This window comes from Pedobacter sp. PLR (genome assembly GCF_026239675.1).
Classification (GTDB): Bacteria; Bacteroidota; Bacteroidia; order Sphingobacteriales; family Sphingobacteriaceae; genus Pedobacter.
Genome location: NZ_JAPIVQ010000001.1, coordinates 356164 through 370167, shown reverse-complemented (window position 1 = coordinate 370167; position 14004 = coordinate 356164). Strand labels below are relative to the sequence as shown.

General features: G+C 36.9%; 12 protein-coding genes. 5 read left to right on the top strand and 7 right to left on the bottom strand.

The features are described from left to right. Positions 1 to 124 precede the first annotated feature (124 nt). From OQX61_RS01565 to OQX61_RS01545, 5 genes are all read left to right on the top strand, one after another. On the top strand, positions 125 to 712 hold the full coding sequence (locus OQX61_RS01565; RefSeq protein WP_265839884.1) for an RNA polymerase sigma-70 factor: 588 nt from the start codon (positions 125 to 127) through the stop codon (positions 710 to 712). A gap of 146 nt (positions 713 to 858) precedes the next feature. Continuing rightward, positions 859 to 1962: a FecR family protein gene (locus OQX61_RS01560; protein ID WP_265839883.1), complete on the top strand. Its 1104-nt coding sequence runs from the start codon at positions 859 to 861 to the stop codon at positions 1960 to 1962. 316 nt (positions 1963 to 2278) lie between these two features. Further along, positions 2279 to 5788 carry a SusC/RagA family TonB-linked outer membrane protein gene (locus OQX61_RS01555; protein WP_265839882.1) on the top strand — a complete coding sequence of 1170 codons (3510 nt, stop codon included), beginning with the start codon at positions 2279 to 2281 and terminating at the stop codon, positions 5786 to 5788. Positions 5789 to 5798: 10 nt separating this feature from the next. Next, on the top strand, positions 5799 to 7196 hold the full coding sequence (locus tag OQX61_RS01550) for a RagB/SusD family nutrient uptake outer membrane protein (RefSeq protein ID WP_265839881.1): 1398 nt from the start codon (positions 5799 to 5801) through the stop codon (positions 7194 to 7196). A 2-nt stretch (positions 7197 to 7198) separates the two neighbouring features. Continuing rightward, positions 7199 to 8737, top strand: coding sequence for a TlpA disulfide reductase family protein (locus OQX61_RS01545; RefSeq protein ID WP_265839880.1), 1539 nt, complete (start codon positions 7199 to 7201; stop codon positions 8735 to 8737). A 17-nt stretch (positions 8738 to 8754) separates the two neighbouring features. Here the strand turns inward: OQX61_RS01545 and OQX61_RS01540 are convergent, their stop codons facing one another. The 7 genes from OQX61_RS01540 to OQX61_RS01510 form a co-directional block, all read right to left on the bottom strand. Continuing rightward, positions 8755 to 9090 carry a hypothetical protein gene (locus OQX61_RS01540; RefSeq protein ID WP_265839879.1) on the bottom strand — a complete coding sequence of 112 codons (336 nt, stop codon included), beginning with the start codon at positions 9088 to 9090 and terminating at the stop codon, positions 8755 to 8757. Positions 9091 to 9157: 67 nt separating this feature from the next. Further along, positions 9158 to 9478: a hypothetical protein gene (locus tag OQX61_RS01535; RefSeq protein ID WP_265839878.1), complete on the bottom strand. Its 321-nt coding sequence runs from the start codon at positions 9476 to 9478 to the stop codon at positions 9158 to 9160. Positions 9479 to 9579: 101 nt separating this feature from the next. Then, positions 9580 to 10191: a MauE/DoxX family redox-associated membrane protein gene (locus OQX61_RS01530; RefSeq protein ID WP_265839877.1), complete on the bottom strand. Its 612-nt coding sequence runs from the start codon at positions 10189 to 10191 to the stop codon at positions 9580 to 9582. 124 nt (positions 10192 to 10315) lie between these two features. Continuing rightward, positions 10316 to 10780: a hypothetical protein gene (locus OQX61_RS01525; protein WP_265839876.1), complete on the bottom strand. Its 465-nt coding sequence runs from the start codon at positions 10778 to 10780 to the stop codon at positions 10316 to 10318. A gap of 106 nt (positions 10781 to 10886) precedes the next feature. Beyond that, the gene (locus OQX61_RS01520) at positions 10887 to 11528 is read right to left on the bottom strand and encodes a hypothetical protein (RefSeq protein ID WP_265839875.1); all 642 of its coding nucleotides are present in this window, start codon (positions 11526 to 11528) and stop codon (positions 10887 to 10889) included. Positions 11529 to 11726: 198 nt separating this feature from the next. Then, on the bottom strand, positions 11727 to 12707 hold the full coding sequence (locus tag OQX61_RS01515) for a helix-turn-helix transcriptional regulator (RefSeq protein ID WP_265839874.1): 981 nt from the start codon (positions 12705 to 12707) through the stop codon (positions 11727 to 11729). A gap of 110 nt (positions 12708 to 12817) precedes the next feature. Beyond that, positions 12818 to 13774 (bottom strand): helix-turn-helix domain-containing protein, encoded by a 957-nt coding sequence (locus tag OQX61_RS01510; RefSeq protein ID WP_265839873.1) that lies wholly within the window; start codon positions 13772 to 13774, stop codon positions 12818 to 12820. Positions 13775 to 14004: the final 230 nt, after the last annotated feature.

Genomic DNA, 14004 nt, shown 5'->3' with positions numbered 1-14004 from the left:
GAAAAAAGCGTGATCACAAACGTTCTTAGAATGAATAAAATGAATAAAACCCAAATGTTTAAACATCCCATAAAGGCGTAATAATTGTTAAGCGTCAAGCATCGATATTTTTAGGTTAAACCATATGGCATTAAGAGCTGATTATACTGAACTTCCCGACAGTCAACTTGTCCTTTTATTGAAAGAAAGCAATGCTATTGCTTTCACTGAAATCGTAAACCGCTATCATACTTTGCTGTTCTCATTTGCCTATCGGCGAATTGATAATAAGGAACAGGCAAGAGATTTAGTTCACGATGCATTTGCAACCATTTGGGAAAAGAGAGCGATGCTGGTAATTGAGGGAATATTGGAAGCCTATTTAGTACAGATGGTTAAGAATAAGGTATTGAACTACTTTAAACATCAGCAGGTATCCAGAAAGTATATTGAGAATTTCGGGAAGTATCTAAATAATGTCCAAAACAATACAGATCATCTGGTGCGTCACAATGACCTGTCTACATTGATTGAAAAAGAAATAGCTGCGCTACCTGAGAAATTGAGGATTGTGTTTGAGCTCAGCAGGAAAAAATCTATGAACCGTAAAGAGATCGCTGAGTATTTAGGTATTCCAGAGAACACGGTGAAAACTAATCTACAGCGCTCATTAAAAATCTTAAGGGTTAAACTGCCTTCAGGAAATCTGTCTGTACTTTTTCCCTTCCTATAGTTGTTGAATTTTTACTAAAGGAATCGCCGGTTGTGATCACGACTGGCGGTTCCTTTTTGCTCTAAATCCTGAGTTAGTAATTTATTTACATTTTTTGAATACTAAGCTAATACACTGTTGTGTGGTAGTTATAATTATTCAATCAGATGAGCAATATAAATCCTGAGCAATTACTAAATAAGTATAAAGCGGGCGAATGTACACCAGAAGAATTAGCTCTTGTGGAATCCTATATCATTGATGAAGGTGCTACGCCTCAGGATCTTCTTGGGATGGAAACCGATTTGATGGGTTATAAAGATGCCGCGGCTCGTATTCCATGGAAAATCAGGAGGAGAAACTGGCCGCTGAATCTTTTGCTGATTGCTGCTTCAATAGTAGTTGTTTGTGGATTGTTCACTGTTCTCTTTACAAAAGAGACAAATTCAATTAACTATGCAGGTGATGTTAAGCCGGGTGGTAATAAAGCTGTACTAACCTTAGAAAGCGGTAAGGAAATTGAGTTGAGTGAAGCAAAGACAGGTATTGTCGTTGATGCATCGAAATTGACCTATAATGACGGAACGGTAATTAATAATGAACAATCAAAGACTTTTACAATTTCCACCCCACGTGCCGGAACCTATCAGGTCCGCCTTCCGGATGGTTCAGTTGCATGGCTAAACGCAGCATCAAGTTTAACTTATAGTCCGCCTTTAAAAGGGGAAGGAGGTAGCCGTCGGGTGAAACTGATTGGGGAGGCCTATTTTGAAGTCGCAAAAGACAAGGAGCATCCATTCGTTGTAAGTACAGCTAAACAAATGGTTACTGTTCTGGGGACACATTTTAACATCAATAGTTATACTGATGAACAAGCAGTTAAAACTACGCTTCTGGAAGGTAGTGTTCGTGTAGCTATTTTATCTGCCTCAGGAAGTCCTGTATCAGGTGAAACCAAAATTCTTAAGCCGGGGATGCTAGCCCTTAATTCCGGGAATGCTATTGAAGTAAAGCAGGTAGACCCGGGGTTGGCTATTGCATGGAAAAACGGGGAATTCGCATTTAAGAATGAGTCGCTGGAAAATATTATGAAAAATGTATCCAGATGGTATGATGTAGAAGTGGTTTATGAAGATCCTCAAGCTAAGGCGAAACTGTTTGGAGGGTCAATTTCCAGGTTCGAAAAGGTGTCAAAAGTGCTCTGTATGTTGGAGCTCACCGGAGATGTAAAGTTTAAAATTGCCGGTAAAAAAATTATAGTTACAAATTAGGGTTCTCAATGATTAATGCTCTCAATTAATCTTATTTATTCCGGGAATCTGGGCTAATGGGTGTTGTAATAAACAGTATATGAACAATTTAAAGCTATTAAAGATGAAGAGCGTAGTAAGAAATTCAACTTAATCCCCCCCCGTGGGATGAGGCATGAAAAAGGCCAGGAGTGCTCGATACACTTCCTGGCCAAATGCCGGAAATTACAGATAATTGAGTGTAACCTAAAAAACCAGACAAGCAAACTTAGAAAATTTTCGCCATTAAGCAAAATAACGGTTCTATCTGCCGCTAAGACTTGTCGTATCAGACGAAATGAACAAAATATGCTATAAACCCGACATACCGAAAAGGTATGTTTTTAAAATACTGCTGGTAATGCGCCTAACCACCGTTATTCTTATCGCTACCCTATTGCAGGTCAGTGCCTCAGGCTTTAGCCAAAAGAAGATCACCTACGTGAAGAAAAAGACAAATTTATGGGATCTTTTTAATGCTATAAAAGCACAAACCGGCTATAAAGTATTATGGTCTGATGATGTGATCAAAACGAGCGAACCGATAGATGCCAATTTTACCAATGCAACTATTGATGAGGTGATGAAGAAAGTCCTTGCAGGGAAGCCCGTAACCTATATAGTACAGGACGAAATGATCGTGATAAGGAGGGATTTGCCTTCATTTCGTGCTAAGGTCAGTATGGTTGTTCCTGCAATTGATGTTCGCGGCCGCGTTCTTGATGAAGATAGTAAGCCGCTGGTGGGAGCGATAGTAAGAGTAAAGGATACAAAAACAGTTATAGTAACCGATAATAATGGTGAGTTTACTTTAAAAAATGTTGGGGATAAAGCGGTTTTACTCATTTCTTATTTGGGGTATCAGACATTAGAAATCCCTGCCTCAGAATCTTCAAATTCCATAAAATTAGTATTGAGTAATGATAAACTCAATGAGGTGGAAATTGTAAGTACGGGTTATCAAAATCTGCCAAAAGAGAGGGCGACGGGGTCGTTTACACTCGTAGATAATAAACTACTAAACCGTTCAGTGTCTCCGGATATCATGTCCAGATTAAGAGGAGTTACAAATGGAGTTTTAGTGACTAAAAATGGTGGTTTTAGCGTTAGAGGGCAGAGCACGCTTTTCTCCAATAGCTTGCCCTTAATTGTGGTGGATAATTTTCCGTTTGAGGGTGATATCAATACGATAAATCCGGACATGGTGGAAAGTGTGACCATTCTAAAAGATGCAGCAGCAGCTTCAATCTGGGGTGCATCTTCTGGTAATGGGGTTATCGTGATTACCACAAAAAAAGGTAAGCTCAATCAAGCTCCATCAATTAGTTTAAAAGCAGATTTAACGGTTGGTAGTAAGCCTGATCTGTATTACGAGCCCCAATTAAGTAGCAGCCAATTTATCGATGTAGAGCAGTTTCTTTTTGATAAAGGAGTGTATGATGCTACAATCAAAAACGGTTATACTACCATCTCTCCGGTAGTTGCCATCTTGCAAAAGATTAAGCTTGATAAAGGTTACGCTGTTCAGGGAAAGGCGGAGATTGATGCGTTAAGAGAGGTTGACTATAGGGATCAATACAACAAATATTATTTCAGAAAAAGCATCCAACAACGGTACGCTGCAGAAGTGAGGGGAGGAGGTACTGCTCAGACTTATTATTTTTTTGCTGGATACGATAAGAATCTACCTAGTTCAGTTGCTTTATCAAATTCAAGGACAACTCTTAAAGGAAACAATAGCTACAATTTGCTTCAAAACCGATTACAGTTGAATACAGATATTACCTTTTCAAAATCTCAAACCAAGAATTCAAATGTTTATGGTTACAATACCTATGTCCCTTATGAACAATTGGCAGATGAAAATGGCAATGCATTAGCAATATTAAGAGGTGGTGGATTGAGAACGGCCTATACCGAAGGGGTTGGTAATGGTCAATTATTAGACTGGGCATATAAACCTTTGGAGGAATTAAGGAAAGGTTATTCTCAAGACTCTAAGGACCTTACCGATTATAGGATTAACCTGGGGCTGACCTATAAGATTATTGGTGCCTTGAATTTTACTGCTAATTATCAATATTATAATGCAAGTACTTGGGGAGAAGGCAATAATAGTGTTAATTCGTTCTCTACAAGGAATTTAATCAATACCTATTCTCAAATAAATCCCTTAACCAAAATTGTAACCAGACCGATTCCTATAGGGGATGTCTTTAGAACTAGGTATGAGCGTAGAGAATCTAATCAGGGCAGAGCCCAGCTGAATTTTAATCAGTCCTTTGCAACAAAACACAACATTTCTGCTATTGTTGGTTATGAGATTCGGGATAACCAATGGCGTAGTAATGCATTTAATGTTTATGGATATAATCCCGAAACAGCAACAAGTACTTTGGTAGACCAATTTTCGTCATTTACAAATTACATTACTGGTATTCAAGAAAAAATAGGAGGTGTAGAGCAACAGTCTTCGGAAAGAGGTACAGTAGACCGTTATATTTCGTTATTTGGAAATGCGTCTTACATTTATGATGGTAGATACATTGTCTCAGGTAGCTACCGTAAAGATGAGTCTAATTTATTTGGCGTCAAAGCAAATCAAAAGGGAGTTCCTTTATGGTCTGCCGGTTTGGCTTGGAACGTTGATAAAGAGCCTTTTTTTAATGTGAATTGGTTATCAACTTTACAATTGAAAGCAACGTTTGGATACAATGGAAATGTAAATAAATCGATATCGGCTTACTTAACCGCTAAAATTGACTCTCAGTTGAATAACTTCTCAGGACTTAATTTTTATGCTATAATGAATCCGCCAAATGACAATTTAAGATGGGAGAAGGTGAAAAACATCAATGCAGCGATGAACTTTTCTACAAAAAACGCACGTATTTCTGGAAGTTTGGAATTTTATATTAAGGATGGAAAGGACTTAATTGCAGCTGGCCCCATAGCTCCTCAAACGGGTGTTTCGATTTTCACAGGAAATACCGCCGATACCCAGACGAAGGGCATTGATCTTCAATTAAATTCAGTAAATTTTAATCGAGAGTTAAAATGGAATACAACTTATATTTTTAACTATGTAAAAGATAAAGTTACTGGTTATAAGACTGTTGTTGGCACAAATTCTACGATTGTTGCAGCTGCTAGTGCTGGATTGGCTCCATTGGTAAATTATCCCATTAATTCAGTTTTTGCCTTCAAATGGGCCGGTTTAGATGCATCAGGTAATCCTCAAGGTTATTTAAATGGAGTAGTTAGTACTGATTATGGAAAAATTATGGATACTACAGATCCGAGCCAACTTCAGTTCTTTGGTTCGACAGTCCCAACCATCCATGGTGGACTTAGAAATACTTTTTCTTATAAAAGCATGGAGATCTCCTTTAATGTTACTTATAAGATGGGGTATTATTTCAGGAAAAATTCTTTAGTCAATGCTAATCTCTATGGAGGTAATTTTAGAATTAAAGATTACGATTTCAGATGGCAAAAACAAGGAGACGAATTAGTTACTAATGTACCATCCCTTGTTTATCCTGGAAATGGTTTGCGGGATTCATTTTATTCGGGTTCGGCGATCCTGGTAGAACGGGGAGATCATATTCGCTTACAGGATGTTCAGCTGAACTATACCTTAACTAGAAAGCAACTCCCTAAACTTCCATTTGATACCATAAATATCTATGCATACGCTACGAATTTTGGTTTGCTTTGGAAAGCAAATAAGTCCGACCTAGATCCGGAAGTTAATACATACCCTAATCCCAGAACTATAGCATTTGGGATAAAAACTAACTTTTAATTAAAATATCATGAAAAAATTTATACTCCTCTTAAGCAGTTGTATGCTTATAATAACAATCAATGGATGTAAAAAAGATTTTTTAAACGCAAAACCCAGTACTAATATTGTTCAACCAATAACCCTGGAAGATTTTCAGTTGCTCCTTGATAACACTAATTTAAATTATGGTGTTGGTATGGGGGTTCTCGCAGCAGATGAATACCAATATAGCAGCGATGCAACTTGGCTCTCTGCGCCATCAGTTACAGCTCGGAATTCTTATATATGGGCTAAAGATATTTATGAAGGAACTATAACTTTTCATTGGTCAAGTTCATACCAAGCTATATTTTATGCTAATAATGTATTGACTGGAGTTGAAAAAATTGAGAGAACACCTAAAAATGCAGTGGAATGGGATAGAATAAAAGGATGGGCTTTGTTTTTAAGAGCTTATTCTTTTTATGATTTAGTGAATAATTTCGCTCCATTTTACAACGAAAAGACTGCAGCAAAAGATTTAGGAATTCCCTTACGATTAAACCCTTCCATTGATGAAATATTGCCGCGTTCATCTGTAGAAATAGTCTTTGAAAGAATTTTCAAAGACCTTGATGAAGCAACAACTTTGCTAAATACCGCGCTTCCTACAGCACGATCAAGGCCTTCAAAAGTAGCTGCTCATGCCTTATTGGCCAAAATCTATTTAAATATGGGTAAATATAATCAAGCTGAGTCGAATGCCGATGTATGTTTGGGCCTCTATAGTAAATTAATTGATTATAATACCCTGAGTAAGACCAGTTCTACCCCATTTGTAAATAATCACGATGAGCAAATTTATGCTAGGATTGCGACTATAGAAAATGCAATTAGGTTAGGACCTACTAATAACTATATTCAAGTTGCTCCAGATCTTATGGCACTTTACGGACCAAATGATTTAAGATTGAGTGTTTTTTATAGTAAACAAACAGACGGAACTTATGATATTAAACGAAGTTACTATGGTGTCTCAGGCGCTATGCCTTTTGTAGGTTTAGCTACAGATGAGATATATTTAATAAAGGCAGAATGCCTCGCGAGGAGAGGAGAGGTTCAACCGAGCATGGATGTCTTGAATAAGCTTTTAATTACTCGCTGGAATCCAAAAGCAACTTCACCTGAGGTGCCTTATAAGAATGTAATGGCTGCTAATTCTATGGAAGCCCTAGATAAAGTTTTACTGGAGAGACGGAAGGAACTGGTATTTAGAGGATCTAGATGGGATGATTTAAGGCGTTTTAACAGAGCCGGCGCTAATATAACTTTGAGGCGTACCATTAATGGGCAAACTTATTCTTTGCCTCCTAATGACCCAAGGTCTGTGTTTCCTATTCCTGATGACGAAGTAAATTTAAGTGGTATTCAACAAAATTCAAGATAAACATGAAAAATATAAATAAAATTGCAGGTTTAATACTGTTATTTTTGTGTGTTATTACAGAATCCTTAATTGCTCAGGCTAAAATGGGATCTATGGCAGATCAAATTACTATTGAAATTGATTTGCTGGATAATGCCGATCAACCACTACTAAACAAGGAACTTAGTGTGCGATTAAGTATAGCTACTTTCGGTTCAGATATTTCTATTGCTCCCCGAAAAGTTTACACTACTATTCTAAGTACTGATAAACCTTTTAAAATTTCCCTGCCCTCAACCACTAATTTTACCTATGTCCATTTTGAGTTTGAAGGTATGGAAAAGCGGGGGTTTCTAAATAATTACTATATTTTTGAAAAAGGTGATAGCGTAAAGTGTAGGGTGTCTGGAAATAGTTATGAATTTTATGGGAAGGGTGCGGAAAAGCTCAACTGTCAAAGCGAAATGTATGATCTTCAATACAGATCTGGAGTAAAAGAAAGTAAACTGTATCGTGATAAACAATATGAAACCTTATTTAGGGTCACTAAAAAAATATTGGATTCGATATTTGAACTTCAGGTTGAGATCGTAAATAAACATGCCATAAAACTTGGAAGAAAGATGACTGAGATTATGTTGGCCAACGCATATGGGAATAGATATGCTCCAAACATAAGTTCTGTAATTATGAGCTCTAGAATAAATGACCGTAATCTCCTTCCGGCGTTTTTAAAAAGTGATGCCTATAGAAGTATAGACATGAGTTTGAACCAAAAACTTGATCCTACAATTTTGATCAGCTCAACAACTTATTGTAACTTTCTCCTTGAGAAAATTACTGCTGAAAATTCGATAGACCCTAAATCGCTCACATTGCGGTCAAAAATTGAAATGCCAACATTTGTTTTTAATGCAATTAAAAACAACCATCGGGGCTTGCTTAGAGAAAAACTTCTAGCAATGTTTTTTTTGAGATATAAAGATTATTCAATAAGCTATCCATACCTGGATGAAGCAATATCGTATGTGGAAAATACTGAAATTAAAGACATTCTACTAAATATAAAAGACACTAGAACTAAAGGTGTAGCTTTCTTCCCATTCGAGCTGGAGGATACGAATGGAACCACAATTCGGCTGTCAGATTTTAGTGGAAAGGTTGTGGTATTAGATTTTTGGTACACTGGTTGTACAAATTGTATTATACTTCATGAAGGAATGAAGCCTATCGTAGAAAAATTTAAAAATAATCCTAAAGTTGAGTTTGTCTCAGTTAGTGTTGACAAAGATAAATTGGCTTGGTTGAAAAGTGTAGCTTCTGGAAAGTACACTGATCCCCAGAGTCTAAATTTGTATACCAGTGGTTTAGGGACTTCTCATTCATTGATAGAAAAATATAATATCCGTAGTTATCCAACACAATTTGTACTGAAAAATGGAACTGTATTTTCATCATCGCCCCCCAGACTGGGGCCTGCTTTTACAAACAACATAGAGGCAAGAAGTGCTTTTATTTCATTGATTGAGGAAGCTTTAAGGGATAATTATTTTTTACCTTAGTTAAAAAAAAATGCTTCTTAATTTGAAGTATCGTAGTACCCTTTTGAAACGATCATCAAGGGTTCAAGGGTTATTGGACCATTTGCTGGGTCTGATAATTGACGAACTTGTTCCGCTGTGAGGGTTGTGGGTAATGCTGGGGGATAACTTTCATTTGAAAGATCTAAATAAGCACAAATTCCCGTGGTATTGTTAAAGCAGAAAATTGCATCAAAATCATGGCTATCTATGCGATTGTAATGACCTTGGATGTCTTGTACATAGAAGGTTGCATGTGTTATGTTTTTATTAGCGAATACACTTCCGATAAATACTGATGCTAAGATCGTTAGATTAATCAATAAATTTTTCATATTGTTTAATTTAAAAATTAATAGATAGAATAGAGAGGGGGTTCAGATAGAACACCCTCTTTTAGTTTTAATTGTAAGTGCCTGTAGCAATACCAACTGGTTGTAGTTTTGGAGCTACTGGATTACTTGGAGTTTGAGGAGCTGCTAGCAGAATTACTTCTTCAAGTGATAAAGTAGGTAATAGTTCATCTGTTGAGATCTGTTCATATGCACAGGTTCTATTGTTGTCTGCTAAACAGTTGATTGGGTCAAATTCTTCTGTCATCAAAGTATAAGATCCGTCTGGATTTTGTACATAATGTTTAGTGGCAACTATTTTTTGGTTGGTAAATGCACTTCCAGCAAAAGCTACGCCTACAACTAGCAGGCTAAAAAATAAATTTTTCATAATGTTTATAGTTTAAGTGATTTAATGCTGCCGTATTTTACTCAGGACACAGCTTTAACCTGCATTACGCGTAAATTCTTTATAAGCCATATGGATGGTTCTTAGTAAGTTATGTTAGTGTTTTTATGGGAAAAGAAAATTGAAATTCCCGCTAAAAGAATAAAAATCAGGTTGAACCAAATGTGTTCTGTCCAGGATAATTTGCTTATTACTCCTCCACAATGACAAGGAATCACTGCAATAAATATTTTCATATAAATGAGGTAAAGCGTAAATACCGTCATCAATGCCCCTGACGCAATGAGCCCCTTCTTTCGTGTTATAGGAACCATCAAAAAGATTGAAATTACAATTTCAGTTATCGGAATCAACCAAGCTATATACTTCCCTGTAGCATGTATCAGATCAAGTCTGCTCATGAACTTCACGAACACCTCCATGTTCCAGAATTTATCTGTTGCCGTATAAATGAACAGCGCGATAAAAACATACGCTACAGCATCAATGGTAATCTCTTTTGCTTTTTCAGAAAGATGAAATCTCGATGATTTTTTCAATGTTGTTTCCATTTTTGTAATTTTTGACCCTGCAATTATTAATTTCTTTAGCTGTTGCAAGTCATATAGAGTTGATTTGTTGAGTAATCCATCTGTGCCATAACCCGCAGGGTTATCGTGATCGGGATTTGGTAAGCTGGCATTCGAAATCATCATACTCTATATTTTCCTGCAACATCAATTTTCTGGAAAGAGACCGGGACTAATTCCCGAATTTCAGCCCGCGGCCCTTTCAGATTAAAAACTATATTAAGTTGGTTTTATGTGTGTTACCTGCTTACTATTTAAACCGCGACTGGTGTAACTTATGCCTTTCCCAGGCGAAATCCCATTCACCACTTACAATCGCCTCATTTCTTATGTCAATTACTTTTCTTAATGCCTGTTCTTCATTTTCTGCAAATACCTTCGAGATAAATAAACCATGATGACTTTCTGCTCCTCCATAAAAGCAGATGTTATGTTCTTCATTTTTTGTTTCTTCTATATCGCAAGTGCTATCGCACATAAAAATATCTCTGGCTGTACTATTAGTTTGTTCAATAGAGATATAGTAGGCACTCTGCTTTTGATCAGAGATGGGATCCGGGTTTAAGATCCCATCAATGATTTCAAGACAAGCGTCACTTTTAAAACCTCCTATAAACTGCTGCGCTTTTTCTTTGTTGTCAAAAACAGCATAGACTTCATCCATCACATCATACCTTTTTGGTTTTACGAAATAGATTCTTTTATCAGCGTTCATAGTATTAATGATTAGCGTTTTGTTATACCAAATGTAAGGGGTGTTTTAACTGATTTTTGTTACATATGCAACAAACGCGTGTTACATATGTAACAGAATTCGCAGCTTAATGGTCTCTATTCAGCTTGTATTGGGCATAGGCTGTGCTCAACCTGGATCTGGAGACATTTAAGTGTTGCGCAATAAAATCCTTGTTTATCCTATTGATAATGGTTGGATTATGCTTTAGAAACAAGCTAAGTCGCTCTTCAACATTTGATTTTAACAGATGCTGATAAAACTTATTGTAAGTTTCCCTTTCTATCTGTAAGTGAGTGGAGAGCGTTAGCAGCTGCGGAGAATTGTTGAGTAAACTTTTTAGATGATAATGACCTATGGAGATGAGCTCACCGTCTTCTAACATTTGGATATCCTCTTTTCTGTCTTCATAGTTTACGAAACTATTTACATCAAACAGGATATCATCCTTTTTCCATAGACGCGTAACAAATGTTTTGTCGGATTCGTCATGATAGTAGAAACTATGGGCAATTCCACTGTAGAGATAGTGTAAGTGACCATCCTCAAAAGGTCCGCTTTCTTCAATATATTGATCTTTTTTTATCTGTTTTAACCTGCTGCTTGACATAATAAATTCAATGCATTCCCGGGTTAAGGGGCCGACCAGTAATTCCATTTTTGGAATTATTTCTTTGTTCATGATCAGTTTTAATCTTGCTCTGTTTGATTCATTTCCACGTGCTTTCATAGCTCCTGATTAAAAATGTGACAACAAATTCGGATAGGGAAGGAGATTTTGTTTGCGTTATTCATTTTGAGAGGTTGTTTGTAAGGTGTTGATTGTTATAAAGTTACAAACGTATTCTTTGCGTTCAAACGGACTTTTCTTTCAAAATAAATTGAAATAGAACTGTAAGTTGTAAAGGAAAAGTCCACCTGCCACTGGCTACCTCACGGTGACTCTGGTTTCATTCGGGGCAATGCCAAATCTCTTTTTAAATGCGCGGCTAAAATATTTGGGGTCACCATAACCAACGCTTGCAGAAATCTCCCGGACAGTAGTTTGAGTAGTCAAAAGCATTTTCAAACCATGATGCATCCGCAGTTCAATCACCTGTTGATGCAAAGGCCTGTCAAAAGCAAGTTTTGCCAGTCTGACCAGCATTGTTTTAGACATCATAAACCGATCGGCCAAACCAGTTTCATCACCAACCACTTTGCTGGCATAATTCTTTGTTACAAAGTCTGCGATTTCCTTTGCTTTGCCCTCCTGGTATTTTACATTGACCAGCCCCTGGCTCACTTTAAGCATGTACCTACGGATGCAATCATTTAAAAATATATACAAGTCGATTTCGGCATCTCTTCGTTCAGATAGGGTGTTCAGCTTCCTGAGGCTATTGAATAACTGTGCTGCGATATTAAAACCAGGTAAACTATAGCTCTCCAATACGCCGTTTTTAAAGCTGCTAATCAATTCACTGAGCTCCTCGAGTTCTCCGTATTTGGAAATGAGCCATTCCGGTCTGATCGTTAACAATACCACCCGGTAGTTTCCTGCCGATAAACTGCGCTTGTATTTCCCTGCTTTGAGGTAAGCCAATCTGCAGGAATCACCTGACATTTCTGATAAAATATCACCGGAATGGTTATAAAGAATAGAAGAGCTTTCCTGTATGGCGAGCATAAAAAACGAATTCTCCGTGATTTCAAAATCTATTTCGAAATTCGTTTTCACCTTATAATCATAACATTGAAAATAAAACAGATGATGCCTGATAGATTGCACCAAAATATCGGACTTTTCTAAAGTCACATAACAGGCCTCTGCCAGTTTCAAAGGAAGCTGAGTCAAAGCAGATCGTTGATCGATGGGGCAGTTAATTACCGATAATGGCTTTTGAAGTAATTTAACGTGAGAGCGCATGAATATGTCTTTTATCAAACTTAATCACTTCGTCTCCGAAAAAAAACAGCTAAAATTTACATTTTTTGTATAAAAACTTCAATTCGGTGTATAAAAAGTATAAATAACTACTAAAAGGTGTATTTGTTTGGTTTTCCTTGCTTAGGAGGATATCCATAATAACTTTTAAAAGCTTTGCTAAAATGGTAGATGTTTTTGTATCCGACAGCAATTGCTACTTTTCCCACAGTCAATGTCTCGTTCCTTAGCATCTTCTCTGCATCCACCATTCGGCGTTTCGTAATAAATTTAGGTATGGTGCAACCAAAAGTCTTAATAAACAACCGGTTTAAAGTCACACTCGTCATGTTAAATAATGCGGCGATTTTCCGGGTATTGCCGATATCGGGTTTAGTATAATTGGCTATTAAAAAGGCGATGATCTTATAGGCAATACTGCCGCTTTTTTCCAGATCATTTTGTTGATTTGTGCCTGCTTCCCTTGATTTGATCTGATCGGAAGACATTAAACCTTCCACTTTTATTAAATAACTTTCTATGTTTAAGTTTAGGAAGGAAGCACAGTAATGAGCAGGTAAACCAGTAACAGGGTAGTTTTCCAGAAAGAATTTAACCCTTTCTTCTTCAGGTAGCCGAAGCATTTGATTGTTGTCTTCTGTGCCTTTCTTCCCTATAATGGCAACATGTTGGATCAGTTTATTTGTTTCCGGATATTGTTCCAGCTTCATTACATCGGATCTTTTGATTTCCAGTACAGTTACATCGCTTCCGGCTATGAATTTAAAGCGGGCAGGAATGGTTTCAAAAAAGCTTTCTAAGTCTGTGACAATATCATTGGGGTAATATATCCCCGCCACAATTTCTTCCCCATTCGGACCGGTTCTAATGGTTAAAATAAACCCGGAAACCAATTGCCAGGCTTTATTGGCGATATGACCTGGTTTTATAAATACATAACCCGTTTTTCTGTTTTTTTCAATCATCATTGGCTGGATATCATTCCAGAAGCCAGCCGAAATCGGACTCATGTTATTTAAATCATTCAGTAAACGAGCAATATTTTTCATACAGGAAAGCTGTTCGTTGGTTTGAGCGCAAACAATGTTAAAATTGTTTATGTAAACTTAATAAAATTAAATATAACATTTGTGTTTTCACGACAGAATATTTTACTTTTTTTTACTGACAATATACCTTTAGGCTATCTTAATTGAAGGAATGATAAAAGTTTTGCTTAAAAAAGATCATTAACCAGGTGTCCCGATAGAAATATAACGGTTAAAACAGGGTAGCAACG

Coding starts and splice junctions, on each gene's coding strand:
- OQX61_RS01565 (WP_265839884.1), top strand. CDS start 125: ATGGCATTAAGAGCTGATTATACTGAACTTCCCGACAGTCAACTTGTC.
- OQX61_RS01560 (WP_265839883.1), top strand. CDS start 859: ATGAGCAATATAAATCCTGAGCAATTACTAAATAAGTATAAAGCGGGC.
- OQX61_RS01555 (WP_265839882.1), top strand. CDS start 2,279: ATGAACAAAATATGCTATAAACCCGACATACCGAAAAGGTATGTTTTT.
- OQX61_RS01550 (WP_265839881.1), top strand. CDS start 5,799: ATGAAAAAATTTATACTCCTCTTAAGCAGTTGTATGCTTATAATAACA.
- OQX61_RS01545 (WP_265839880.1), top strand. CDS start 7,199: ATGAAAAATATAAATAAAATTGCAGGTTTAATACTGTTATTTTTGTGT.
- OQX61_RS01540 (WP_265839879.1), bottom strand. CDS start 9,090: ATGAAAAATTTATTGATTAATCTAACGATCTTAGCATCAGTATTTATC.
- OQX61_RS01535 (WP_265839878.1), bottom strand. CDS start 9,478: ATGAAAAATTTATTTTTTAGCCTGCTAGTTGTAGGCGTAGCTTTTGCT.
- OQX61_RS01530 (WP_265839877.1), bottom strand. CDS start 10,191: ATGATGATTTCGAATGCCAGCTTACCAAATCCCGATCACGATAACCCT.
- OQX61_RS01525 (WP_265839876.1), bottom strand. CDS start 10,780: ATGAACGCTGATAAAAGAATCTATTTCGTAAAACCAAAAAGGTATGAT.
- OQX61_RS01520 (WP_265839875.1), bottom strand. CDS start 11,528: ATGAAAGCACGTGGAAATGAATCAAACAGAGCAAGATTAAAACTGATC.
- OQX61_RS01515 (WP_265839874.1), bottom strand. CDS start 12,707: ATGCGCTCTCACGTTAAATTACTTCAAAAGCCATTATCGGTAATTAAC.
- OQX61_RS01510 (WP_265839873.1), bottom strand. CDS start 13,774: ATGAAAAATATTGCTCGTTTACTGAATGATTTAAATAACATGAGTCCG.